At 72.9% G+C, this 22,285-nt stretch carries 20 protein-coding genes; 15 read left to right on the forward strand and 5 right to left on the reverse strand.

The window, feature by feature from the left end; all coding sequences use genetic code 11:
* Positions 1-116 precede the first annotated feature (116 nt).
* Positions 117-2,465, reverse strand: a complete 2,349-nt coding sequence (locus tag MKW14_RS40925) for a large ATP-binding protein (RefSeq protein ID WP_276621008.1) — start codon at positions 2,463-2,465, stop codon at positions 117-119.
* A gap of 127 nt (positions 2,466-2,592) precedes the next feature.
* Here MKW14_RS40925 and MKW14_RS17670 point away from each other — a divergent pair, with 127 nt between their 5' ends.
* Positions 2,593-3,681: a hypothetical protein gene (locus MKW14_RS17670; protein WP_240863484.1), complete on the forward strand. Its 1,089-nt coding sequence runs from the start codon at positions 2,593-2,595 to the stop codon at positions 3,679-3,681.
* A complete protein-coding gene (locus MKW14_RS17675) occupies positions 3,678-4,514 on the forward strand; it encodes an AAC(3) family N-acetyltransferase (protein ID WP_240863485.1) in 837 nt (278 codons plus the stop codon). The genes MKW14_RS17670 and MKW14_RS17675 overlap by 4 nt, the downstream gene beginning before the upstream one ends.
* A 196-nt stretch (positions 4,515-4,710) precedes the next feature.
* Here MKW14_RS17675 and MKW14_RS17680 read toward each other — a convergent pair whose 3' ends face one another.
* Complete coding sequence (locus MKW14_RS17680; RefSeq protein WP_240863486.1) at positions 4,711-5,259, reverse strand: hypothetical protein; 549 nt, start codon at positions 5,257-5,259, stop codon at positions 4,711-4,713.
* 113 nt (positions 5,260-5,372) lie between these two features.
* Between MKW14_RS17680 and tsaB the strand changes: the two genes are divergently transcribed.
* Genes tsaB through MKW14_RS17700 form a run of 4 tightly spaced genes read left to right on the forward strand, consistent with a single transcriptional unit; the run spans position 5,373 to position 7,888 of the window.
* Positions 5,373-6,029, forward strand: a complete 657-nt coding sequence (gene tsaB, locus MKW14_RS17685) for a tRNA (adenosine(37)-N6)-threonylcarbamoyltransferase complex dimerization subunit type 1 TsaB (RefSeq protein ID WP_240863487.1) — start codon at positions 5,373-5,375, stop codon at positions 6,027-6,029.
* Positions 6,026-6,556 (forward strand): ribosomal protein S18-alanine N-acetyltransferase, encoded by a 531-nt coding sequence (rimI, locus tag MKW14_RS17690; protein WP_240863488.1) that lies wholly within the window; start codon positions 6,026-6,028, stop codon positions 6,554-6,556. The genes tsaB and rimI overlap by 4 nt, the downstream gene beginning before the upstream one ends.
* Positions 6,549-7,634 carry a tRNA (adenosine(37)-N6)-threonylcarbamoyltransferase complex transferase subunit TsaD gene (tsaD, locus tag MKW14_RS17695; RefSeq protein WP_240863489.1) on the forward strand — a complete coding sequence of 362 codons (1,086 nt, stop codon included), beginning with the start codon at positions 6,549-6,551 and terminating at the stop codon, positions 7,632-7,634. Before rimI ends, tsaD begins: the two co-directional genes overlap by 8 nt.
* Positions 7,631-7,888 carry a hypothetical protein gene (locus tag MKW14_RS17700; protein WP_240863490.1) on the forward strand — a complete coding sequence of 86 codons (258 nt, stop codon included), beginning with the start codon at positions 7,631-7,633 and terminating at the stop codon, positions 7,886-7,888. Before tsaD ends, MKW14_RS17700 begins: the two co-directional genes overlap by 4 nt.
* Before the next feature lie 418 nt (positions 7,889-8,306).
* On the opposite strand, the gene MKW14_RS17705 is transcribed toward MKW14_RS17700, so the two are convergent.
* A complete protein-coding gene (locus MKW14_RS17705; RefSeq protein WP_240863491.1) occupies positions 8,307-10,610 on the reverse strand; it encodes a beta-xylosidase/alpha-l-arabinosidase in 2,304 nt (767 codons plus the stop codon).
* Positions 10,611-10,740: 130 nt separating this feature from the next.
* Here MKW14_RS17705 and MKW14_RS17710 point away from each other — a divergent pair, with 130 nt between their 5' ends.
* The 5 genes from MKW14_RS17710 (at position 10,741) to MKW14_RS17730 (ending at position 16,215) form a co-directional block, all read left to right on the forward strand.
* On the forward strand, positions 10,741-11,808 hold the full coding sequence (locus MKW14_RS17710; protein WP_240863492.1) for a LacI family DNA-binding transcriptional regulator: 1,068 nt from the start codon (positions 10,741-10,743) through the stop codon (positions 11,806-11,808).
* A gap of 114 nt (positions 11,809-11,922) precedes the next feature.
* Positions 11,923-13,272 (forward strand): endo-1,4-beta-xylanase, encoded by a 1,350-nt coding sequence (locus MKW14_RS17715; protein WP_240863493.1) that lies wholly within the window; start codon positions 11,923-11,925, stop codon positions 13,270-13,272.
* Positions 13,273-13,459: 187 nt separating this feature from the next.
* Complete coding sequence (locus tag MKW14_RS17720; protein ID WP_240863607.1) at positions 13,460-14,428, forward strand: LCP family protein; 969 nt, start codon at positions 13,460-13,462, stop codon at positions 14,426-14,428.
* Positions 14,429-14,559: 131 nt separating this feature from the next.
* The gene (locus MKW14_RS17725) at positions 14,560-14,916 is read left to right on the forward strand and encodes a YciI family protein (protein WP_240863494.1); all 357 of its coding nucleotides are present in this window, start codon (positions 14,560-14,562) and stop codon (positions 14,914-14,916) included.
* A gap of 45 nt (positions 14,917-14,961) precedes the next feature.
* Entirely contained in the window at positions 14,962-16,215 is a 1,254-nt protein-coding gene (locus MKW14_RS17730; protein ID WP_240863495.1) for an RNA polymerase sigma factor, read from the forward strand.
* Here the strand turns inward: MKW14_RS17730 and MKW14_RS17735 are convergent, their stop codons facing one another.
* The gene (locus tag MKW14_RS17735; protein ID WP_240863496.1) at positions 16,216-17,379 is read right to left on the reverse strand and encodes a class I SAM-dependent methyltransferase; all 1,164 of its coding nucleotides are present in this window, start codon (positions 17,377-17,379) and stop codon (positions 16,216-16,218) included.
* 90 nt (positions 17,380-17,469) lie between these two features.
* On the opposite strand from MKW14_RS17735, the gene MKW14_RS17740 reads away from it, so the two are divergent.
* From MKW14_RS17740 to groL, 4 genes are all read left to right on the forward strand, one after another.
* Positions 17,470-18,399, forward strand: a complete 930-nt coding sequence (locus tag MKW14_RS17740; RefSeq protein WP_240863497.1) for a polysaccharide deacetylase family protein — start codon at positions 17,470-17,472, stop codon at positions 18,397-18,399.
* Positions 18,396-19,184, forward strand: a complete 789-nt coding sequence (locus MKW14_RS17745; RefSeq protein ID WP_240863498.1) for a polysaccharide deacetylase family protein — start codon at positions 18,396-18,398, stop codon at positions 19,182-19,184. Before MKW14_RS17740 ends, MKW14_RS17745 begins: the two co-directional genes overlap by 4 nt.
* A 260-nt stretch (positions 19,185-19,444) precedes the next feature.
* The gene (gene groES, locus MKW14_RS17750; protein ID WP_055493212.1) at positions 19,445-19,753 is read left to right on the forward strand and encodes a co-chaperone GroES; all 309 of its coding nucleotides are present in this window, start codon (positions 19,445-19,447) and stop codon (positions 19,751-19,753) included.
* Between the two features lie 116 nt (positions 19,754-19,869).
* Positions 19,870-21,495: a chaperonin GroEL gene (gene groL / locus MKW14_RS17755; RefSeq protein WP_240863499.1), complete on the forward strand. Its 1,626-nt coding sequence runs from the start codon at positions 19,870-19,872 to the stop codon at positions 21,493-21,495.
* A gap of 56 nt (positions 21,496-21,551) precedes the next feature.
* Here groL and MKW14_RS17760 read toward each other — a convergent pair whose 3' ends face one another.
* Positions 21,552-22,259 carry an ester cyclase gene (locus MKW14_RS17760; protein WP_240863500.1) on the reverse strand — a complete coding sequence of 236 codons (708 nt, stop codon included), beginning with the start codon at positions 22,257-22,259 and terminating at the stop codon, positions 21,552-21,554.
* Between the last annotated feature and the right edge of the window lie 26 nt (positions 22,260-22,285).

Here is a 22,285-nt window from a genome sequence, read left to right on the forward strand (position 1 = left end):
TCGGATCAGATGTCGGCACAGATCTCCGGCCTACCCCGTTGCTCTCTTCCCCATGGCACGCGCGGCCAGTACTCCGCCGGCCAATCTCTCCTGCGGCGGGCACGGGTGACGAAGCGTCAGCATCCCAGTCGGCGCCGTATCCGCACCTCCGGGAAGCCGGTGGGCGCCGCCGGTCCGGGCACGAGCGCGCCCGGGCCGCCGGTCGTCACGTCCACCCGGCTCAGCCAGGGCGCCCGGCGCAGGCCCTCCGGCAACGGCAGGTCCGGCCACGGGTCGATGTCGAGAAACATGACCGGCGAGGACTCGAGCGCGCTGAGATCCAGCAGGTTGGGGCAGCGCAGTATCCGTACCGACCGCAGCGAGCGGCACCCGGTCAGCGCGGGCAGGGCGACGAGCTCCGGGTCGTCGGTGAGGACCAGTGAGCGCAGCCCGGGCAGCCGTGGCAGCGCCTCGGCCAGTGCGTCGACCCGGCCCGAGCAGCACAGTTCGGGCACGGGGGTGCCGGCCCGGAGCAGCGCGCGCACCTGGGCGGACGACCGGACGCGCACCCGCCGCTCCGGAGGCCGGGGACGGGGGCCGAGGGCGGTGAGCCGCCGGGGCGGCCGTCCGGGCGGCGCCAACACGCTGCGGGCGGTGTCCTGGTCCGACTCGGCGGCCCGCAACTCGTCCAGGAGCTCGCGGAGTTCGGGGGAGGGATGGCGGCCGACCCGGCCGGCCAGTTCTTGGGGGCTCATGCCCGGCGCGTGGGCCAGGTGGTGGGCGGCCAGGAAGGTCCTGACCTCGGGGCCCGGGAAGGCCACGGTGTCCGGGCCGGGCCGGAACACCACGCCCGCCCGGTCCGCGAGCGCGGCCAGCAGCCGCTCGGGGGCGGCCGCGTCGGAGGCGCCGGGGTCGCGCAGCGCCTTCAGCGCGGTCCGCAGCGGGATCCGTGAGGCGTCCACGCCGAGCGTGGCGACCGCCAGCCGGCCGGAGGCCGCCCGCAGGACACTGTCGGGCACCTGACGCGCGACGAGTCCGGGCACGGCCGGGTCGGACGAGCCGGCCGGTTCCTCCGCGGTCCGCCGCCACGCCGCCGAGACACCGGCCCGCAGCAGCCGGTGCCGGGCGACCGGCGTCGGCCGCCCGGTCCGGCGCACCGCCCGCAGCAGCGCCGGGACGGCGGCCGGGCGGCGGGCGACGCCGACGAGCAGCGGGTCGGTGGCGAACCGGTCGGCGAGGAACGTACCGGCCTGACGGTCCTCGGGGGCCGCCGAGGTGAGGGAGGCGAGCAGGGTGTGGACGTCGTCGGGGGACAGGGGCCGCAGCCCGACGACCCGGAAGGCGTCCCCGAGGCGGGCCCAGGGCACCCCGGTGCCGTTCGTGGCGATGACACACGGCGCCTTGGGATGGGCGTCGAGCAGGCGCAGCAGGTGGTCCCACACGGCGGCGCGGTTGCCCTCGGGCACCGCGTCCAGGTCGTCGACGGCCAGGAAGGCCCGCCCGGACCGCAGTTGCCGGGCCACCCAGCCCGCCGGTTCCTGCGGGGCGGACAGCGGGGCGAGCGTCGGCACCATGCCGTCCAGCCGGGGCAGCGCCCCCGAGCGCGCCGACAGCACGAGCGGTGTCCGGCAGCCCCAGGGCGCCCGGCCCGCGCCCGCCGGTCCCCGTCCCGGGTCGTCCAGCGCCTGTGCGGCGAGCCGCGCCAGCTCGGTGCTGTGCCCGGCGCCCGTGGGTCCGACGAGCAGGATGCGCCGCCCCAGCTCCGGCAGCAGTTCCGCGGGGACGTCACGGTCCGGCTCCGGCGCGTCCCGGCCGGCGCGGACGCCGAGTGCGCGGGCCACCGGCATCGCGGGCAGGGCCGGCGCCACCTCCTTGCGGAACTGCTCGGTGAAGGACCCGTCGTCCGCCGCCAGGGCGTCGGGCGCGTTCCCGGCGGTACGGTCGTCCAGCACGGGTGTCGGGGCCGAGCCCGCGGCCATCGCCGTCATCCGGGCCACGATCCCGTCCAGGACCCGGTCCAGCGCCGAACGGTAGCGCGGGGCCTGCATGGTCATCAGGGCCAGCCCCAATGAGCGGTACTCGGGCGGCTGGCCCGCGGAGAAGGTGTCGGCGGCGGCGACCGGCCCCGGCAGCCGCCGCTCCACCGGTTCCCAGACCAGGGGCAGCGCGGGCTGTGGCGCGGTCCCGGTCCTCGCCTGTCCCAGACTGCGCCGCAGCGCCAGCACCGCCCAGTCGCGGTGGGCCGGGCCCTCGTTGAAGTACGCCGGGCTGCACAGCGCCAGCACGACGTCCGCGCTCTCGACGCCGTACGTCCTGCTCTGCTCGGCCGGGGAGACGGGCGGGGAGACGGGCTGTGGGACGACGCGGTCGAAGACCGGTCCGTCCGTGGCGTCCAGACGCCGTCTCAGCTCGTCCAGGAATCTCGCGACCCAGGCCTCGTCCCTGCCGCGCACGTAGCTGACGGCATAGCGGTACACGGACACCATCTCATCCCCCGGTATGTGGCTTGCGTACCTGAATCCAGTTTCTCACGAGGACGGGGGACCGGCCGTGGCAGAATCCCCGCCATCAACTCGTAACCATTCATGCTTTATTGGCGAATTGTCAGGTACCATGCACAACGTGCCGGTCGGGGAGCAGTCCCTGGGAAAGAAGCAGGCGAACCTGCTCACTGCCATCATGCGGGGGGTGCCTGTCCTGGGACGCGGCAAGGACGTCCACACCCTGACCGACGGGGACGTCCGCGGCGCGCTGGACACCCTCCCCGCGGGCACCGACGTCCTGGAGACGTGTGAGCTCAACCGGCTGCGTCCCCGCCTGCTGGACGCGGTCATCGGGGCCCGGACCCGGCAGGCGTGCTACCTCAGAGGGCTGCCCAGCCATGGCCTGGAGCCGCTGCTGCGTACCGTCGGCGAGGCCGTGCGCGCCCCGCTGGTGCTGCGGGTGGTGTACGGCGCCAGTACCGAGGTTCCGCTGCGCGCGCTGAGCTATGTCCTGCCGGCCGTGCGGATGGCGGCACGGCTGACGGCGGCCGGACACCGTGCCCTGCACCTCCAGGTCGTGCTCGCCGCTTCCCTCGGCTGCCCCATCAACGGCCTCACCGCCTCCGCGGTGGCCGAGGAGACCGGCCTGCTCGCCCGGTGCCTCGACGGACTGCTCTCGCTGCTGGTCCCCGGGCGCTACGGGATCTACGGCACCCGGACCCCGGCCGATCTCCTGGCCGCGCTGGACGACCTGGTGCGCACCCTCACCCCGCAGAAGCGGGCGCAGGTGCTCGAGCGGCTCGGCGGCAAGGGCGGCGCGACGGCCGAGGAGCAGACCCTGCTGTACGCGGCCGCCCACGTCCTGGTGCACGACCGCGCCGCCGTCCCGTTGGAGCTGGAGCGGGGCACTCCCGTGCCGTCCGACGCCAGGGTGATCGACGTCGGCGGTCTGCAGGAGCGCCACTTCCACGACGTACGACGCCTGTTCGCGTCCGGGGCGGCGCAGGGGCCCGGGGCACTGGTGCTGACCCGGCACGCGGTGCCGCCGTACACGATGGCGCGGGGCGGGGACGTCGGACTGCGGGAGTTCCTGGAGGGCGGCCTGCCCGGCGATCCGCCGGTCGAGGCCGCCCGCCGTGATCTGGAGCTGCTGTGGGACGAGTTGCTGCCGGGCGACCTGCGCCGAGTGGCCGACGTCCGGCAGGATGCCCTGCGATGACGTCCTCTCCCCGTCCCCTCGATCGTGCGGAACTGGCTGCCCACTGGCGCGAGTTGGGAATCCGCCCCGGTGACATCCTGCTCGTGCACGCCTCCCTGCGGGCCCTCGGGCCGGTGCGTGGGGGAGCACGAGCCGTGGCCGACTCCCTGCTGGACGTGCTGGGGGCGGACGGCACCCTCGTCGTCTACACGCAGACCCCCGACAACACCGACCCGTCCCGCTGGCCCGTCACCCGCGGCTACGCCGTGCCGGCCAGTGAGTGGCCGCGGCTGCGTGCCTCCCTGCCCCCCTTCGATCCCGCCCGGACGCCGAGCTTCGGGGTCGGCGTCCTGCCCGAGGAGGTGCGCACCCGCCCCGGGGCGCTGCGCAGCGGCCATCCGCAGAGTTCGTTCGCCGCGCTCGGACCAGCGGCCGCGCGGATCACCGGCGGGCACGCCCTGGACTGCCACCTCGGCGAGGACTCCCCGCTGGCCCGGCTGGAGGAGCTGGAGGCGCGGATCCTGCTGCTGGGCGTGGACTACTCCGTCTGCACGGCCTTCCATCTGGCGGAGTACCGCGTGCCGGGCCAGACCACGCGCGACTACGGCTGCGCGGTGGCCGACGGCCCGGGGGGCCGCCGCTGGCACCAGTACCGGGACCTGGACTTCGACGCCTCCGTCTTCCCGGCCCTGGGCGACTCCTACGAGGCACTGCCGGAACGGCCGGTGACCCGGGGCCCCGTGGGCGCCGCCGACTGCCGCCTGCTCGCCCTGGCCCCCGCGGTGTCCTACGCGTCGAAGTGGCTGACCGACCGAAGAGCGAGCGGGGCGCACGAGACCTACCCGATGGGGTGAACACGGTCAGCGGACGGTGGGCGCCGGGGTGACGGGGTTCGGGCGAGCGTGATGGCTGGGCTCCGCGCGGTCACCGGATCACGCCCGCTGGGGTCCGCGCGGTCACCGGATCACGCCTGCCGGGGTCCGCACCGGCACCCGATCATGTCTGGCCGGGTCCACCGGCACCGGATCGCGCCCGTCGGGGTCCGTGACGTCAGCGGATGACGACCACCGGGACTCCGATCGTCGCGAACTGCCACATCGCGTTGCCGTCCGTGCGGGACTCGCGGATGCCGCCCGTGCGGACGTCCGTGTCGGGTTCCGATCTCGTCACCCCGACCGCCGCGCTGAAGCCGATGGCCACGCCGTCCACGGCGGTGAAGCGGACGACGTGCTCGACGGGGGTGCCGTCGGTGCCGGTGATCGAGTTGGAGCGGGAGGTGACCGGGTAGGTGCCGGGGAACGGGGCGAGGCTTCCGGGGGTGACCGTGAACGTCCGCAGCACCCGCCCGCGCGCGTCGACGAGCCACACCCGGCCGGCGTCCACCGAGTACACCACCCGTTCACCCGTACCCGTGCCGGCGGGCAGCGCGGCGGGGTTCGGGTCGACGCGGGGCGCCTGGGAGGCGGACGCCGAGGCCGCGGCCTGCGGAACGGAGAAGCCCGCCGGGACGGTCGCGGAGGCCTGGTAGGCGAGGAAGGAGACCGTCGCCAAGGCCGCCGCGGTGAGCCCGAACACGAATCCGGAGCTGCCCTTTGCCACCGTCACCCACCTCACCGGTCGTCTCGCCCGCCGTACTTGCGGCGACCGTAGCAGCCACGGCCCGCTCCGCCCGGGCGGCGATGCCGAGCCCCAAACCGCCGTACGCTGTTTGCGTGCTCTTGCTCGCTCTGGATACCGCCACTCCCGCCGTGACCGTCGCGCTGCACGACGGGACGGATGTCATCGCCTCGTCCAGTCAGGTGGACGCGCGCCGGCACGGGGAGCTGCTGCTGCCCGCCGTCGACCGGGTGCTCGCCGAGGCCGGACTGCGGCTCGACGCCGTGACCGGTGTCGTCGTGGGGATCGGACCCGGCCCGTACACCGGGCTGCGCGTCGGTCTCATGACCGCGGACACCTTCGGGCTCGCGCTCGGCGTGCCCGTGCACGGTGTGTGCACGCTCGACGGGCTGGCGTACGCGGCCGGCATCGAGCGCGGCCCCTTCGTCGTGGCGACCGACGCGCGCCGCAAGGAGGTCTACTGGGCGCGGTACGCGGACTCCCGGACCCGGCTGACCGACCCGGCCGTCGACCGGCCCGCCGACATCGCCGACGAGGTGGCCGGGCTGCCGGCCGTCGGCGCGGGCGCGCTGCTGTATCCGGGCACCTTCCCCGACGCGCACGAGCCGGAGCACGTGTCGGCGGCGGCCCTGGCCGCGCTGGCCGCCGAGAGGCTGGCCAAGGGGGAGGAGCTGCCGGCGCCCCGGCCGCTGTACCTGCGCCGGCCGGACGCCCAGGTGCCCAAGAACTACAAGGTGGTCACCCCCAAGTGACCGACGCCGTGACTCCTCGACTGCGCGAGATGCGCTGGTGGGACATCGATCCCGTGCTGGAGCTGGAGAAGGAGCTGTTCCCCGAGGACACCTGGTCCCGGGGCATGTTCTGGTCCGAGCTCGCCCACGCCCGCGGCCCCGAGGCGACCCGGCGCTACGTGGTCGCCGAGACCGACGAGCGGATCGTCGGGTACGCGGGCCTCGCCGCCTCCGGAGACCTCGCCGACGTCCAGACCATCGCCGTCGCCCGCGACCACTGGGGCACCGGTCTCGGCGGCCGCCTGCTCGCCGAGCTGCTCAGCGCCGCCACCGCCTTCGAGTGCGGCGAGGTGATGCTGGAGTGCCGGATCGACAACATCCGCGCCCAGAAGCTGTACGAGCGCTTCGGCTTCGAGGCCATCGGCTTCCGGCGCGGCTACTACCAGCCCGGCAACGTGGACGCGCTGGTCATGCGGCTGACCACGCAGTCCGACAGCGGCCCCGCCGCGGGTTCCACCTCCGAACGAGAAACTGAGATCCATGGCTGACGAACCCCTCGTCCTCGGCATCGAGACCTCCTGCGACGAGACCGGCGTCGGCATCGTCCGCGGCACCACCCTGCTGGCCGACGCCGTCGCCTCCAGCGTCGACGAGCACGCCCGCTTCGGCGGTGTCGTCCCGGAGGTCGCCTCCCGCGCGCACCTCGAGGCGATGGTGCCGACGATCAACCGCGCGCTGAAGGACGCGGGGGTGAGCGCGAGCGACCTGGACGGCATCGCGGTCACCGCCGGCCCCGGCCTCGCGGGCGCCCTGCTGGTCGGCGTCTCGGCGGCGAAGGCGTACGCCTACGCGCTCGGCAAGCCCCTCTACGGCGTCAACCACCTCGCCTCGCACATCTGCGTGGACCAGCTGGAGCACGGCGCGCTGCCCGAGCCGACCATGGCGCTGCTGGTGTCCGGCGGCCACAGCTCGCTGCTGCTGTCCAGCGACATCACCTCGGACGTACGGCCGCTGGGCGCGACCATCGACGACGCGGCGGGCGAGGCCTTCGACAAGATCGCCCGGGTGCTGGACCTCGGGTTCCCGGGCGGTCCGGTCATCGACCGGTACGCGCGCGAGGGCGACCCGGAGGCGATCGCGTTCCCGCGCGGCCTGACCGGCCCGCGCGACCCGGCGTACGACTTCTCCTTCTCCGGACTGAAGACGGCGGTCGCCCGCTGGATCGAGGCGAAGCGGGCGGCGGGGGAGGAGGTGCCGGTGCGGGACGTGGCGGCCTCCTTCCAGGAGGCGGTCGTCGACGTGCTGACCCGCAAGGCGGTGCGGGCCTGCAAGGACGAGGGCGTCGGCCATCTGATGATCGGCGGTGGCGTGGCCGCCAACTCGCGGCTGCGGGCGCTGGCGCAGGAGCGGTGCGAGGCGGCCGGGATCCGGCTGCGAGTGCCGCGGCCGAAGCTGTGCACGGACAACGGGGCGATGGTGGCCGCGCTGGGCGCCGAGATGGTCGCGCGGGGGCGGGCGGCCTCCGGCTGGGACCTGTCGGCGGACTCCTCCCTGCCGGTCACGGACCCGCACGTCCCGGGGCACGACCACGTCCACGAGGTCAGCAAGGAGAACCTCTACTCGTGACCGTCGCCCTGATGTGGGAGGCCCGGGCGGCCGAGGGCCGCGGCGAGGAACTGCTGACCTGGGCGCGGTCGCAGGAGCTGCCGGCCCGGCCGGTACGCCGGGAGACCTTCCGGGCCCCGCAGGACCGGGTGCTCGTGATCACGTGGTGGGACGCGGCCCACGACGCCGAGCTGCCCGAACTCCCCGAGCCGGACGGTGAGTTGGTCAGCCGGGCGGTGCATCGGTGGCGGTTCGAGTCGGTGGCACGGGACTGACCGGGGCGTACCCGCGCCGACGGCCGCCTCGGCCGGCGAGTCCGCCGCCGTCATCAGGGCGAAGACCCCCATGCCGCTCCGGGCGAAGACGAACCCGGCCGACAGCACGAACGAGGCCGGCGGACGCACAGCGGCCTCGACGCCCCATGCGCCCGGGCCGGTGCCCGTCAGCGGGGCCGCCGCCTCGAAGTCCCGTACATGACCGAGGCGAGTCGACCGCACCAGCGCCGCGACCACCAGGAACGAGGCCGCCGCACAGGCCGCGTTCCCCACGTCGGTGACCGACCACCGCCGGTTCTCGTGGACGCCGGCGGCCACCTCCACACCCGCCGCGATCCCGGCCGGCTTCGCCGAGCCGACCGCCGGCTCGTGCGGCACGTACCTGACCACGGCGTCCCCCGTGGTGCGCGGCCCGGGGTCACTCCGCCCCCGACACCTCCGTCTCGCAGAGCAGTCGGCGGTCGACCCCGAGGACCCGCACGGGGCCTGTGAGGTTGAGGTGGGTCGTGTGGCGGGTGTCCGCGCTCGATGCCGCCAACCGCAGTTCCAGCGCGCCGGGCTCGACCACCCGGCGACCGGAACGGTCGGTGAACGCTGACAGGTCGGTGTGGAAGCGGAAGGTGACCCGGGCGGAGCCGCCCGGCTCCAGCTCCACCCGCCGGTACCCGATCAGCCGTACGTCCGGGCGCGTCACGCTCGCCACCGGGTCGTGCAGGTACAGCTGCACGACCTCCGCGCCGGGCCGGTCGCCCGTGTTGCGGACGGTGACCGACACGTCGTGGGAGCCGTCCGTCGTGAGCTCGGCGCCCGGGGCGTCCGGCTCCCAGGCGAACGTCGTGTACGAGCGGCCGTGGCCGAAGGGGTACAGCGGGGTCGGGTCGAGGTTGCTGACCTCGCCGGCCAGGCCCAGCGGGGGCTGGAGGTAGGTCCAGGGCTGGCCGCCCGGCACCCTCGGGACGCTCACCGGAAGGCGGCCCGAGGGGTTGACGCGGCCCGACAGCACGCCCGCCACCGCCGGGCCGCCCTCCTCCCCCGGGAAGAACGCCTGGACGACCGCGCCCAGGCGTCCGTGCCAGCGGCCCAGCGCGTACGGGCGGCCGGTCAGGAGGACGAGGACCACGGGGACGCCCGTCGACACCAGGGCGTCCAGCAAGTCGCCCTGCACTCCCGGGAGTTGGAGATCGGTCACGTCACAGCCCTCGCCCGAGGTGCCCCGGCCGAACAGGCCCGCCCGGTCGCCGAGGACCGCCACGCACACGTCCGCCTCGGCCGTCCGGGCCACCGCCTCCTCGAAGCAGCCCGTGTCGGGGTCGTCGACGCCGCAGCCCTCGGCGAACGTGACCTTGGCGTCGGGGAGTTCGGCGCGCAGCGCCTGGAGGACCGTGGGGATCTCGATGCCCATGGGCACTTCGGGATGGTGCGTGAGGACGTGCGAGGGGAAGGAGTAGCAGCCCAGCATGGCGAGGGCGTCCGCGGCGCGCGGGCCGACCACCGCGATACGGGTGTCGGGGGCGAGGGGGAGCAGGCCGTCGGGGTTGTCGAGGAGGACCGCCGACTCCTCGGCCAGGCGGCGGGCGAGCGCCCGGTTCGCCGCCGAGTCCAGGTCGATGCGCTCGGCCGGTTCCGGGGTCCAGTCCGCGTCCAGCAGGCCCAGCTCGCACTTCTGCAGCAGGACCCGGCGGGCCGCCCGGTCGATCAGCGACTCGGGGACCTCGCCCGCCCGTACCGCCTCCACGAGCGGTGTGCCGTAGCACTTCAGGGTGGGCAGCTCGACGTCCAGGCCCGCCGTGAGCGCCGCGTGGGCGGCCTCCGCCTCGGAGCCCGCGACCCGGTGCTGGGTCTGCAGGAAGCCGACGCCGAAGTAGTCGGCGACCACCGTGCCCGTGAAGCCCCACCGCTCGCGCAGCAGCTCGGTCAGCAGACCCGGATCCGCCGAGGCCGGGATGCCGTCCGTGTCGTTGTACGCGGCCATCACCGACCGCGCCCCGGCCTCCCGCAGCGCCATCTCGAAGGGCGGCAGCGTGATGTCAGCGAACTCCCGCACCCCTGCCCGCACGGGCGCGAGGTTGCGGGCGCCGGCCGAGGAGGCGTACCCGGCGAAGTGCTTGAGCGTGGAGACGATCCCGGCCGTTTCCAGCCCCCGCACATAGGCGGTGCCGATCGTGCCGACCAGGTACGGGTCCTCGCCGATGGTCTCCTCGACCCGGCCCCAGCGCGGATCCCGTACGACGTCCAGGACCGGGGCGAGACCCTGGTGGACGCCGACCGAGCGCAGGTCGCGGCCGATGGCGGCGGCCATCTCCTCGACGAGGGCGGGGTCGAAGCTCGCGCCCCAGGCGAGCGGCACCGGGTAGGCGGTGGCCCGCCAGGCGGTGAAGCCGGCCAGGCACTCCTCGTGCGCGAGGGCGGGGATGCCGAAGCGGCCCGCCTCCGCGATCCGGCGCTGGGCGCGGGCCAGCGCCTGCGCGCCCAGCGCCGGGTCCACGGGGGCGGTGCCGAAGGGACGGGTGAGCTGGCCGAGGCCGTGGGTGATCAGCTCGTCCCAGTCGTAGGCGGAGCTCATCTCGCGTTGCAGCGGGGCGACTCCGTCGCCGTCGGTGTCGGCGCCCACCCACACGCCGTAGAGCTGGGCGGTCTTCTCCTCCAGGGTCATCCGGGAGAGGAGGTCGTCGACGCGGGAGGCGGCGGGCAGGGCGGGGTCACGCCAAGGCGCGGTGGTCATGAAACTCCTGCTCTGGTCGAGTCGGGACGGGCCGTCTCACGAATGTTTCGCTTTTCATCTCGAATGTTCCGGGAACCTAGGCCGGTCGCAAGGGTTCGTCAAGAGGGGGCGCAGGGATACGATCGCGGCCATGACGCCTCCGGAGCCCGTTGAAACGCGGACGACAACCCCGGCGACAGGCCGGTCCCAGCAGACCGCGACGCTCGCCGAGATCGCCCGCGAGGCCGGCGTGTCCGCGCCGACAGTTTCGAAGGTCCTCAACGGCCGCGCCGACGTCGCACCCGCCACCCGCACCCGGGTGGAGGAACTGCTGCGCGCGCACGGCTACCGGCGCCGCAGGGCCGAGGCGAGCCGCTCCCCGCTCATCGACCTGGTCTTCCACGAGCTGGAGAGCGCCTGGGCGATGGAGGTCATCCGGGGCGTGGAGAACGTGGCCCGGGACACCGGGCTGAGCGTGGTGCTGAGCGAGAGCGCGGGGCGGCTGACACCGGGACGGACCTGGGCGGACCAGGTCGCCGCCCGCAGACCGCACGGGGTGATCCTGGTCCTCTCGGGCCTGGACGAGTCCCAGCGGGCCCTGCTGACCAGCCGATCCATCCCGTTCGTGGTGATGGATCCGGCCGGCGACCCGGGCGTGGACGTGCCCTCCATCGGCGCCACCAACTGGCAGGGCGGTCTCGCCGCCACCCGGCACCTCGTCGAACTCGGCCACACCCGCATCGGCGCCATCACGGGCCCCTCCCGCATGATGTGCAGCCGCGCCCGGGTCGACGGCTACCGGGCCGCCCTGGAGACCGCCGGGCTCCCGGTCGACCCCTCGCTCGTCGCGTCCGGCGACTTCCACCACGAGACCGGCTACCGCCAGGGCCTGGAGCTGCTGCGCCGCCCCGACCGCCCGACCGCCGTCTTCGCCCTCAACGACCTGCAGGCGCTGGGTCTCTACGAGGCCGCCCGCGAGCTGGGCCTGCGCGTCCCGGAGGACCTGAGCGTGGTCGGCTTCGACGATCTGCCGGTCGCCCGCTGGGTGGGGCCGCCGCTGACGACCGTACGGCAGCCGCTGACGGAGATGGCCGAGGCGGCGGCCAGGCTGGTGCTGGATCTGGGGCGGGAGGACCAGGCGCCGGTGGCCACCCGGGTCGAGCTGGCCACGAGCCTGGTGGTGCGCAGCAGCACGGCTCCGCCGCCCAGCGGTGTCTGACGGGGCGCTGGTGCCCCCTGGCCGGAAGTTGCCGTATTGACGGGTGGTGCGCCCACGCCCACACTCCTCCGAAGTCAATCGGTTGCACGGCCGAAACTTTCGGAGGCACCCGCTATGAGATCTCTGAGAACCGGCTCGTCGCTGGCGGCACTCGTCACCGGTGCCGCTCTGCTGTTCACGGCCCCCGCGGCGCACGCCGCCGACAGCCCGCTGCGTGATCTCGCCGCCGCCCGGGGCAAGGTCATCGGCACGGCGGTCACCGGGGCCAAGCTCACCGGAACCTACGGGGACATCGCGGGATCGCAGTTCAGCTCCCTGACCCCCGGCAACGCCATGAAGTGGGGGACGGTCGAGCCCACCCAGGGCAGTTTCAACTGGACCGAGGCCGACCAGATCGTCGCCTTCGCGCAGGCCCACAACCAGCAGGTGCGCGGCCACACCCTGGTCTGGCACAACCAGAACCCCAGCTGGCTGACGAACGGATCGTGGACCCCCACCCAGCTCAGCGGCCTGCTCCAGAACCACATCAGCACCGAGGTCGGGCGGTACAAGGGAAAGATCGCCGCCTGGGACGTCGTCAACGAGCCCTTCAACGAGGACGGCACCTACCGTTCGACCCTCTGGTACGACAACCTCGGCGCCGACTACATCGCCAACGCCCTGACCTGGGCGCACGCCGCCGACCCGGGTGCCAAGCTGTACATCAACGACTACAACGTCGAGGGCGTGGGCGCGAAGTCGACCGCCCTGTACAACCTGGTCAAGGACTTGAAGAGCCGGGGCGTCCCGATCGACGGCGTGGGCCTGCAGGCCCACCTCGTCCTGGGGCAGGTGCCCGCCACCCTTCAGCAGAACATCCAGCGCTTCGCCGACCTCGGGGTGGACGTGGCGATCACCGAGCTGGACGTACGGATGGCGCTGCCTGCCGACAGCGCGAAACTCGCCCAGCAGGCCGCCGACTTCAAGTCCGTCGTCGCCGCGTGCGCGGCCGTCACCCGCTGTGCGGGCGTCACCGTCTGGGGCTTCACGGACTCCGACTCCTGGGTGCCGTCCACCTTCCCGGGCTACGGGGCGGCGACGCCGTACGACGAGAACTACGCGCCGAAACCGGCGTACTTCGGGATCGCCCAGGCCCTCGGCGGTACGACGACCACCCCGCCGCCTCCGACGGGCGCGTGCTCGGCGACGTACAGCGTGACCAGCCAGTGGAACACCGGGTTCACCGGCCAGGTGACGATCGCCTGCTCGGGCGCCTCCCTGTCGTCCTGGAAGGCGAACTGGACCTTCGGCGCCGGGCAGAAGATCACGCAGTCCTGGAACGCGACCTGCGCCCAGAGCGGCACGGCGGTCAGTTGCGCCAACGCCCCCTACAACGGCTCGGTGCCGGACGGCAGTTCGGTGAGCTTCGGGTTCAACGGGTCGTGGAGCGGGAGCAATCCGGTGCCGACGGTCACGCTGGGCTGACCACGCGCTGAGAACCGTGAGATTTCCCGAAGAAAACCGCTCCGCAGAGCCGCCGCTAACAATCTCCTAATAATTCGGACTTACGTTCTTGACCGTGACGGGACTTGAGCCGGGACAGGCAGACAGCGGCGGCGGAGGCAGACCCAGGGGCCGGCGGTCGACCGTACTGAGGATCGCCGGCCTCACCATGGCGGGACTGCTGGTGCTGGGCGCGGGGGCGGCGGGGTGGGTGTACTGGCACCTCGACAGCAACATCAAGAGCGTCGACATCAACCAGGCGCTCGGCGACGACCGTCCGGCGAAGGCGGTGACGACCCCGTCCCCCGGGGCCTCCGAGTCCCCGCTGCCCACCGGCTCCCTGAACATCCTCGTCCTCGGGTCCGACTCCCGCAGCGGCAAGGCGAACAAGGCGCTCGGCGGGGGCAGCAGCTCCGGGGCCCGGTCGGACACCGCGATGGTGGTGCACATCGACGCGGGCCGGAAGAACGCGACCGTCGTCAGCATCCCGCGCGACACGCTCGTCACCCGCCCGTCCTGCCCGCTGAAGTCGGGCGGCTCCACGGCCGTGGCCTACAGCACTATGTTCAACAGCGCCTACTCCGTGGGCGGCCCGGTGTGCGCGGTGAAGACGGTCGAGTCCATCACCGGCATCCGCATGGACCACTACATCGAGATCGACTTCTCCGGCTTCGCGAAGCTGGTGAACGCCCTCGGCGGGGTCACCGTGACCACGGACCAGGACATCGACGACGACGACAGCCATCTGCACCTCGCGGCCGGCACCCACCATCTCGACGGCAAGCAGGCCCTCGCCCTCGCCCGCACCCGGCACGGCATAGGCGACGGCAGCGACCTGGGCCGCATAGGCCTCCAGCAGAAGCTGGTGAAGGCCCTGCTGGAACAGATCTCCTCGACGAACCTCCTCACCGACCCCGCCCGGCTCTACTCCGTCGCCGACGCCCTGACGGACGGCCTCACCACCGACACCGGCCTGGACTCCATCAGCGAACTGGTCGGATTCGGGCGCAGCCTGGAGGGCCTGACCGCGCAGCACGTCCGCACGGTGATGATGCCGGTGGTCACGGCCCCGTCCGACCCCAACCGCGTGGTGGCGAAGGAACCGGCGGCGAGCAAGCTGTGGAAATCGCTGCGCTGAGCCGCGGAAAGAAGGGCGGCGGAAAAATCTTCGGGGAAATTCCGGCGCGCCTGTCGATCCGCCCGGCCTCCGATCGACGCACTGGTGAAAGGCCGGACAGCGACCGGCCCCGGACCGACCGAGGAGTCACCATGCCCCGTTACCTCTCCCTCGTGCAGATCGACGAGAAGACCGCCCCCGCGGAGGGGCCCAGCCCCGAGCTGATGCAGCGGATGGGGGAGCTGATCGAGGAGATCACCAAGGCCGGCGTGATGCTGGACACCGCCGGGCTGACGCCGTCCGCGCAGGGCACGCGGGTGCGCTGGGAGGGCGGCGAGATCTCCGTGACCGACGGGCCCTTCACCGAGTCCAAGGAGGTCGTCGGCGGCTACGCGATCATGCAGTGCAAGGACAAGGCCGAGGCGCTGGAGTGGACCAAGCGCTTCCTGAAGGTGCACGAGGAGTTCTGGACCGTGACCTGCGAGGTCAGGGAGATCGCGGAGGGCTGACGGTCGCTTGGCCCGAGGCCCGTCGGGGGTGTTGCATGGTGGGCTGTGGAACAGCAGCCCACCGCCACCCGTGCCGTCGACACCGTCTTTCGCCTCGAGTTCCCGCGCATCGTCGCCGGCGTCACCCGCATCGTCCGGGACGTCGGCATCGCCGAGGAGCTCGCGCAGGACGCCCTGGTCGCCGCGCTGGAGCAGTGGCCCCGGGACGGTGTGCCGGACAACCCGGGCGCCTGGCTGACGGCCACCGCCCGGCACCGCGCCGTCGACCTGGTCCGGCGCCGGGAGAACTACGCCCGCAAGCTGGCGGAGATCGGCCGCAGCCTGGAGACGACCGCGCCGCCCGAGGAGCCCGCCGACCCCGAGGACATCGACGACGACCTGCTCCGGCTGGTCTTCACCACCTGTCACCCCGTCCTGTCCGCCGAGGCCCGCACCGCCCTCACCCTGCGGCTGCTGGGCGGCCTGACCACCGCCGAGATCGCCCGCGCCTTCCTCGTCCCCGAACCGACGGTCGCCCAGCGCATCGTCCGCGCCAAACGCACCCTCGCCACCAGGAACGTCGCCTTCGAGGTGCCCTACGGCCCGGACCGCGAGGCCCGGCTCGGCTCCGTCCTCGACGTCATCTACCTGATCTTCAACGAGGGGTACGCCGCCACCGCCGGCGACGACTGGCTGCGCCCGGCGCTGTGCGAGGACGCGCTGCGGCTGGCCCGCGTGCTGTCGTCGCTGATGCCGAAGGAACCCGAGGTGCACGCCCTGGCCGCCCTGCTGGAGTTCCAGGCCTCCCGCGCCGCGGCCCGCACCGGCCCCGGCGGCGAGCCCGTCCTGCTCAGGGACCAGAACCGCCGCCGCTGGAACCGCATGCTCATCGCCCGCGGCATCACGGCCCTGCACCGCGCCGAGGCCACGGCCGGCGGCGCCCCGGGCCCGTACACCCTCCAGGCCGCCATCGCCGCCTGCCACGCGCACGCGTACACCTACGAGGAGACCGACTGGGCGAGCATCGCCACCCTCTACGGCCTGCTCGCGGCCCGCGCCCCCTCCCCGGTCGTCGAACTCAACCGCGCGGTCGCCGTGTCGATGGCGGAGGGACCGGAGGCGGGACTCGCGATCGTGGACAGCCTCGCCGCGGAACCCGCCCTGCGCGACTACCACCTGCTGCCCAGCGTCCGCGGCGACCTGCTGGAACGCCTGGGGCGTACGGCCGAGGCACGCGCCGAGTTCACCCGGGCGGCCGAACTCGCCCGCAACGAACGGGAACGGGAGCTGCTGCTTGGGCGGGCGGCCGGAGCGGGGTGATCAGGCGGGGTGCCCGACGAGCATGGTCGGCGCCCCCGCCACCCGGGTCAGGAACACGGTCGCCGAGTGGGGGCCGGACGGCTTGACCTTCTTCCTGAGTTCCTCGGGCTCCACCGCCGACCCCCGCTTCTTCACGGTCAGCGTCCCGACCTCCCGCTCCCGCAGCAGGGCCTTCAACTTCTTCACGTTGAAGGGGAGTTGATCGGTGATCTCGTAGGCGGTGGCGTACGGGGAGGGGAGCAGGGCGTCGGAGGTGACGTAGGCGATGGTGGGGTCGATCAGGCCGGCGTCCAGGTCCTCCGCCACCTCGGCGACCAGGTGGGCGCGGATGACGGCGCCGTCGGGTTCGTAGAGGTAGCGGCCCACCGGGCGGACCTGCGGATCGGGCAGCCCCCTTCCGAGCAGCGTGCGGGGGCCGGGGAGCAGCGTGGCGCGGACCGCCCCGGGGGCCATCCCGAACCACAGCACCGCCTCCTTCACGTCCCCGCCGTCCGAGATCCACTCGGCCTCGGCGTCCTCGGGCACGGCCTCGTGCGGGATGCCCGGGGCGACCTTCAGGGCGGCGGCCCGGGACGCCTTGCGGGCCGCCCCGACCGCCCAGGACAGGGGCGGTGAGTAGGCCTCCGGGTCGAAGATCCGGCCGCGTCCGCCGCGCCGGGCCGGGTCGACGAACACGGCGTCGTGGGCCGCCGTGTCGACCTCCGTGACGTCGGCCTCCCGCACCTCGATCAGGTCCGCCAGTCCGAGCGCCTCGGCGTTGGCCCGTGCCACGGCGGCCGTCGCCGGGTCCCGGTCCACGGCCAGGACCTCGATCCCCGCCCGTGCGAGCGCGATCGCGTCCCCGCCGATCCCGCAGCACAGGTCGGCCACCGAGGTGACCCCGAGGGCCTTCATCCGCTCCGCCCGGTACGTTGCCACGCTCGCCCGCGTCGACTGCTCCACCCCGTTGGGCGTGAAGAACATCCGCCCGGCGTCCGCCGCCCCGAACTTCGCCACCGCCCGCTGCCGCAGCCGCGCCTGCCCGAGGGCCGCCGACACCAGGTCGGCGGGGTGCTCACGGCGCAGCCGGGTCGCCACGGCGAGCTCGTCGGCCGGGGCCGTGTCACGCACCTCGTCGAGGAGGGCGCGGCCTTCGGGGGTGAGGAGGAGGGCGAGGTCGGTCACCGGGTCATTGTGGGCCAGTCGGTGGATCGTGTGCCCCGGGCGGGGTGTCGGGCCGGGATCCCGGACCCGGTACTGCGAGGATCCGGCACCATGCGAGCAGTCGTACAAAACGATAAAAATGGCGCATCCCGGAAGCGGCGAGTCCGTGGCGGGATCGCCGTGCTCGCCGTCGCCGCCATCGCCTCCGGCTGCGCGACGGGCGACGGCCAGGAGGTGCGCCCGGCCTCCGGCCAGCAGCCGCTGAAGGCACCCGAGGCCCGCGCCCTGGACTCGTACGCCCTGAAGCTGCGCGCGGCCCTCACCGCGCGGGCCGCCGCCGCGCGGCGCTGGGGGCTGCGGCAGGTGCCCCTGACGGCTCCTCCGCCACCGGCGCACAAGCCGCGGATCACCGCCCGCAGGGGCTTCGAGGTGGACGGCCAGGAGGAGCTGGACCTCCCGCCCGTCTTCACCACCGTCCCCACCCGGCAGCGGGTCGTCTTCCTCACCATCGACGACGGCGCCGAGAAGGACCCGGCGTTCCTGCGGATGATGAGCGAGCTGAAGATCCCGTACTCCGCCTTCCTCAGCGACTTCCTGGTCAAGGACGACTACGGGTACTTCCGCAGGATGCAGTCCGAGGGCGTCACCCTCAACAACCACACCCTCACCCACCCCTATCTGCCGGGGCTCTCCTACGAGCAGCAGCGGCACGAGATCTGCGGCATGCAGGAGGTCATGAAGAAGCAGTTCGGCAAGGCCCCCACCGTCTTCCGGCCGCCCTTCGGCAACTACAACCAGGACACCCTGCGCGCCGCGAAGTCCTGCGGCATCCGGTACGCGCCGATCTGGGACGAGGAGGTCTTCGTCGACCACTGGGAGTACCGCGAGGACGACCAGGACCTGCACCCCGGCGACATCGTGCTCACCCACTTCCGGGGCCGCGACGAGTGGAAGGGCACCATGGTCGACGACATGCGGCGCTTCCTGAACAAGGTCACGGCCGAGGGGTACGCGGTGGCCCGCCTGGAGGACTACCTGTGAGGCGGCGGGGCCTGGCCGCCGGAATCCTGGCGCTCGCCCTTCTCACCGGCTGCGCCCAGTCCGTCGACCCCATCGAACGGCTCGGCAGGAAGGCGGCGCAGGAGGTACGGCCGCACGGACACGCCGGCCGGCCCGAGCGGTCGTATCGCCGCTGGGGGCTCCAGGCCCCGCTGCCCCGCGCCCCGCGACCCGCCCACGCCCCGGCCGTCCGCCCGGCGGGCCCGGCTCTTCCCCTGGTCGTCGCCCACGTCCCCACCCGCGACCGGGTCGTCTTCCTCACCTACGACGACGGCGCCGCGAGGGACCCGCGCTTCGCCGCCATGGTCCGTGAACTCCGGCTGCCCGTCAGCGTGTTCGGCCTGGGCGGCACCTCCGGCCCGGGCCACGGCCGCCCACGGCCGGCCGACGCGGGCAGCCACGGCCACCGCCTGGGCCGCGCCACCCTGCGCGGCCTGCCCTACGCCGGTCAGCGCGCCGAGATCTGCGGCCGCCACGACCGGCCCCGGCGCCGTCTGTTCCGGCCGCCCCACGGCGCGTACGACGGCACCACCCTCCGCGCGGCCGGTGACTGCGGGGTCACGGCGCTGGTGCTGTGGCGCGCGTCGGTGAACGCCGCCGGCCGGCTGACCTACACCCGCACCGCCCGCCACCTGACCCCCGGCGACATCGTCTCCGTGGCCCCGGACGACGGAACCGGCCCGCCCCTCACCCAACGCACCTCCCGCCTTCTCGCGCGGGTCGAGGAACGGGGGCTGACCGTGGGGCGTCTGGAGGACTATCTCTAGGCGCCCTGAGGCCTGTCCCCGGGCGTCCGGAGGGACCCGTCGCCGGCGTGCCGCCCGCCGTCCGCCCGCACATCCCCGCGCGTCGAATTAGCAGTCCGCTTGACCGAGTGCTAACCCCGGTCATAGTCTCGGCTCTGGCACTCCCCGAGGGAGAGTGCCAACAAAGCGACGGGCAGGTCCGGCACCCGCGACGACGGATCGACCTGGTCGCCACCTCAGACAGTTAACCCCGTGAGATCTCCGAAGGGGGAGGTCGGATCGTGACGACCGCCAGCTCCAAGGTTGCCATCAAGCCGCTCGAGGACCGCATCGTGGTCCAGCCGCTGGACGCCGAGCAGACCACGGCCTCTGGCCTGGTCATCCCGGACACCGCCAAGGAGAAGCCCCAGGAGGGCGTCGTCCTGGCCGTGGGCCCGGGCCGCTTCGAGAACGGCGAGCGCCTGCCGCTCGACGTCAAGACCGGCGACATCGTGCTGTACAGCAAGTACGGCGGCACCGAGGTGAAGTACAACGGCGAGGAGTACCTCGTCCTCTCGGCTCGCGACGTGCTCGCGATCATCGAGAAGTAATTCACCGAAGCATTCTGCTGTGAGCTGCGCCCCTGGCCCCCGCGACCATTAATCAGCCGGGCGCCCGGGGCGCAGTGTCTTTTTGAACCCACAGATCCGAGAGGGCTCCCGCTGTCATGGCGAAGATCCTGAAGTTCGACGAGGACGCCCGTCGCGCCCTCGAGCGCGGCGTCAACAAGCTGGCCGACACGGTCAAGGTGACGATCGGCCCCAAGGGCCGCAACGTCGTCATCGACAAGAAGTTCGGCGCCCCGACCATCACCAACGACGGCGTCACCATCGCCCGTGAGGTCGAGGTCGAGGACCCCTACGAGAACCTCGGCGCGCAGCTGGTGAAGGAGGTGGCGACCAAGACCAACGACATCGCGGGTGACGGCACCACCACCGCCACCGTGCTCGCCCAGGCGCTGGTGCGCGAGGGCCTGAAGAACGTCGCCGCGGGTGCCTCCCCGGCCGCGCTCAAGAAGGGCATCGACGCCGCCGTCGCCGCCATCTCCGAGGACCTCCTCGCGACGGCCCGCCCGATCGACGAGAAGTCCGACATCGCCGCCGTGGCCGCGCTGTCCGCCCAGGACCAGCAGGTCGGCGAGCTGATCGCCGAGGCGATGGACAAGGTCGGCAAGGACGGTGTCATCACCGTCGAGGAGTCCAACACCTTCGGTCTGGAGCTGGACTTCACCGAGGGCATGGCCTTCGACAAGGGCTACCTGTCCCCGTATTTCGTCACCGACCAGGAGCGTATGGAGGCCGTCCTCGACGACCCGTACATCCTGATCAACCAGGGCAAGATCTCCTCGATCGCCGACCTGCTGCCGCTGCTGGAGAAGGTCATCCAGACCAACTCCTCCAAGCCGCTGCTGATCATCGCCGAGGACGTCGAGGGCGAGGCCCTGTCCACCCTGGTCGTCAACAAGATCCGCGGCACCTTCAACGCGGTCGCGGTCAAGGCCCCCGGCTTCGGTGACCGCCGCAAGGCGATGCTGCAGGACCTGGCGATCCTCACCGGCGCCACGGTCGTCTCCGAGGAGGTCGGCCTCAAGCTCGACCAGGTCGGCCTGGACGTGCTGGGCTCCGCCCGCCGCGTCACCGTCACCAAGGACGACACCACGGTCGTCGACGGCGCCGGCAACTCCGAGGACGTCACCGGGCGCGTCGCCCAGATCAAGGCCGAGATCGAGAACACGGACTCCGACTGGGACCGCGAGAAGCTCCAGGAGCGCCTCGCGAAGCTGGCCGGCGGCGTGTGCGTGATCAAGGTCGGCGCCGCCACCGAGGTGGAGCTGAAGGAGAAGAAGCACCGTCTGGAGGACGCCATCTCCGCGACCCGCGCCGCGGTCGAGGAGGGCATCGTCTCCGGTGGTGGCTCCGCGCTGGTCCACGCCGCCAAGGTGCTCGAGGGCTCCCTCGGCAAGACCGGCGACGAGGCCACCGGTGTCGCCGTCGTCCGCCGCGCGGTCGTCGAGCCGCTGCGCTGGATCGCCGAGAACGCCGGCCTCGAGGGCTACGTCATCACCTCCAAGGTCGCCGAGCTCGACAAGGGCCAGGGCTTCAACGCCGCCACCGGTGAGTACGGCGACCTGGTCAAGGCCGGCGTCATCGACCCGGTCAAGGTCACCCGCTCCGCCCTGGAGAACGCCGCCTCCATCGCCTCCCTCCTCCTGACGACCGAGACCCTGGTCGTCGAGAAGAAGGAAGAGGAGGAGCCGGCGGCCGCGGGCCACAGCCACGGTCACTCCCACTGACGCACCGCACCACACCGAAGGCCCGGCACCCTCTGGGGTGCCGGGCCTTTTGGCGTCTACTGCTCCAACTGGTCCAGGGCGCCCAGCTGCGCCATCAGCCCGAGCCGGTCGTACTGCCACCAGCCCTCGACGATCTTCCCGTCCTCGTCGCACCGGAAGATGGTCGAACCGGTCATCACGACGCTCCTCCCCGTGTCGGGAAGCCCCATGAACTCACCGTGCTGGGTGCCGCGCCAGGTCCACCGGGTGCACACCCGGTCCCCGTCCGCGATCTGGTCCTCGACGTCGAAGACGAAGTCGAAGCCCGCGCGCCACATGCCGATCTCGCGCCGCATGGCGTCCATGCCCATGGTGTCCTGCTCGTTGGCGGGATCGTGGTCGTGGTAGTTCTCGGCGATCAGGTCGTCGAGCGGCGGCAGCTCGCCCTTGACGGCGACCGTCTCGAAGAACCGCCGTACGCTCGCCGCGTACAGCCGGTCGTCCCGCACCACGTCCAGGTCCGTGAAGGTCGGCATCTCCTCGCAGAGAGCCACCATCTCCCGGAAGATCTTGTCCGTCTCGGGCAGGTTCGAGTTCCGCATCGCCTCCTCGTACGACGGGAACTCCACGATCTCGATGAAGTGCGACCCGTCGGAGTGGTCCTTGCCGACCACCGCGTGCGTCGCCGTCCGCTTCCCCCTGGTCTGCTCGACCCATGTGTCCATCAGCCGGTTCATGTCGTCGAAGCGGCTGGTCCTGCAGTCGATGAGCTGTACGAAGGTCATGATGGTGCCTCCGGTCCGCCGGGGTC

This window comes from Streptomyces gilvus, assembly GCF_022513565.1.
GTDB lineage: Bacteria > Actinomycetota > Actinomycetes > Streptomycetales > Streptomycetaceae > Streptomyces > Streptomyces gilvus.